Source organism: Cognatundibacterium crateris (assembly GCF_010078235.1).
GTDB classification, from domain to species: Bacteria; Pseudomonadota; Gammaproteobacteria; order Burkholderiales; family Burkholderiaceae_D; genus Undibacterium; species Undibacterium crateris.
On the sequence record NZ_JAABOS010000027.1, the window covers coordinates 1 to 1850 of the forward strand.

The following is a 1850-nucleotide window of genomic DNA, read 5'->3' on the forward strand; positions in this document are numbered from 1 at the left end:
AATAATCCGTATAAATTTGTTGATCCGGATGGACGGAATCCTGTTCTCGCTTCTCGTGTCATGTACACGTTGGCATTTCGTGCGGCAACCTGGGCGGGAGCTGGGACTCTTGGGAGTCTAATTGGCATCGGTATTTATGAAGCGATTCATCAAGATCCTATGCAGTCGAACGGTCCTAAAGTCCCAACAAATATTCAACCCAATACTAATCCTCCTCAATCACCGGTAATTCCGGGTGATTGGGAAAGTAGACCGGGTTCAAAAGGTGGAGAAATTTTTTATCTACCAGGAACTGATCCCGCAAATGGTGAAAATATTCGGGTAATGCCACCTGGGCATAGTCCTGTCCCTGGGTTGGAAGATGGATATTGGGTTTGGACTGGGCCAAATGGACAACCTTTTGACCCAAAAACTGGCAAGCCAGGTGGAAAAGGTAGTACGCACGTGCCATTGCCACCCAATTCGGTTCCTCCAGCAAGGCCTCAAAAACCAACGGAACCTCCGAAACCTCCAGATACCACCACAGAATAAATGTGGGAATTTTTATCGTAACTTAAAGGAGATCTGATTGATGTATGAGTTGCCAGAAAATTTTGATGAAAATCAATTGGTTGGATATTATTTGGGTGAGGTTGGCATAGGTGCGTTTACGACAAATTTAAGGTTTGCAAAGCCACAAACAACGGCTGGAAATTCTTCGACTATTAATATCTGTATTAAAGGTAATGCATCTTATTTCCGCGGAGAGAGTTTAGGTAAGTGTGAGGCTGAAAATCCTCGTTCAATGGCAGCTCTAGTTGATTTTCTGATGGCTGATATAGATTCGGTACAAAGAGTAAAAAAAGCATCGCTTAAAATACTTTTTAAAAATGGTGAATATATTTTATTCAATGGAGACTCATCGCCAGATTACGAGTCATATTTAATTCAAATTTCCGGTGGCGACATTATCGTAGTTTAAGTCGGTAACGCGTAAGGATTTGTAAGGAGTAACCGGAAAAGGGCACAGAAATGCCGACGGAACCAAAGTGGAGACACCACATGTTCACGAAGCTGGTGTCAAGGATGTTCGGCCAGCTCGACAAGAAGAGTTACCGAAGTGATGAATTCATCATTGAATACAGATGTGATCTTTCAACTTGAAGCTTGGCTAAGTGAAACTGATTGGTTTCAGTTTGAAATAAAGGATAACAAATTCATCGGAAGTGGTGGAATAGGGAATCTGAAGGAAGTTCTGCACAGTTTTTTATCATACACGGCTAATGGCGACGTTATATAGCTTTTTGCTGATAGAAGCGGAACAACCGGGGCAGGGGAAGTTATCAGGGACAGACAACGATTAATTGAGAAAATATCACCCCGCAGCCCAAGGCGAAAACCCAGCTTCTGGATGGATATTTTTACCGAGCCGAGCAACGGCCTCCCATCTAGTCAGCGCCCTGCCGGTGCAAAGAGATTCTAAGGCGCACCCGGCGTTTCCAAGGAGGTGTGCAGGGATATGCCTTGGGGTCGGGGGCCTATTGCGCCGCGTTTTAGCACGGATTGGTGTCGCCGGGAGAAAGGCAAATCCAGTACTCCAGGAAAAGGCCACGCAAAGACTTGAAGTGGCGCTGGCACGCCACTTTATTTCACGCCCAGCAAGCGGCAAATCGTTTGCGACAGCGGCAGCAGCGGCCCCAACATGCAATGGATCTATACCTGTCCGAATGGCGGCACCCTCTCTGGCAGGCAATGCCTCACCACCGCCAGCCAGGCGGCCAGCGTCACCCCCAGCTGCCCGCAAGGCTGGAATACCGATGGCCAGACCTGCCGTCGCATGCAGCAGCGGTACTATGATCCTGTGGCGGGGC

The 1850-nt window shown here is 47.4% G+C and carries 3 protein-coding genes; all 3 read left to right on the forward strand.

Annotation, left to right across the window (positions count from 1 at the left end):
* On the forward strand, positions 1-531 hold a 531-nt coding region (locus tag EYB48_RS18920; protein WP_202927842.1), incomplete at its 5' end, for a hypothetical protein.
* Between the two features lie 40 nt (positions 532-571).
* Positions 572-961: a hypothetical protein gene (locus tag EYB48_RS18925; RefSeq protein ID WP_162021930.1), complete on the forward strand. Its 390-nt coding sequence runs from the start codon at positions 572-574 to the stop codon at positions 959-961.
* Positions 962-1102: 141 nt separating this feature from the next.
* Entirely contained in the window at positions 1103-1279 is a 177-nt protein-coding gene (locus tag EYB48_RS19570; RefSeq protein WP_162021931.1) for an Imm53 family immunity protein, read from the forward strand.
* The last annotated feature ends 571 nt before the right edge of the window (positions 1280-1850 follow it).

Bases quoted from the DNA above. Each gene is read 5' to 3' on its own strand.
- EYB48_RS18925 (WP_162021930.1), top strand. From the start codon at position 572: ATGTATGAGTTGCCAGAAAATTTTGATGAAAATCAATTGGTTGGATAT.
- EYB48_RS19570 (WP_162021931.1), top strand. From the start codon at position 1,103: ATGAATTCATCATTGAATACAGATGTGATCTTTCAACTTGAAGCTTGG.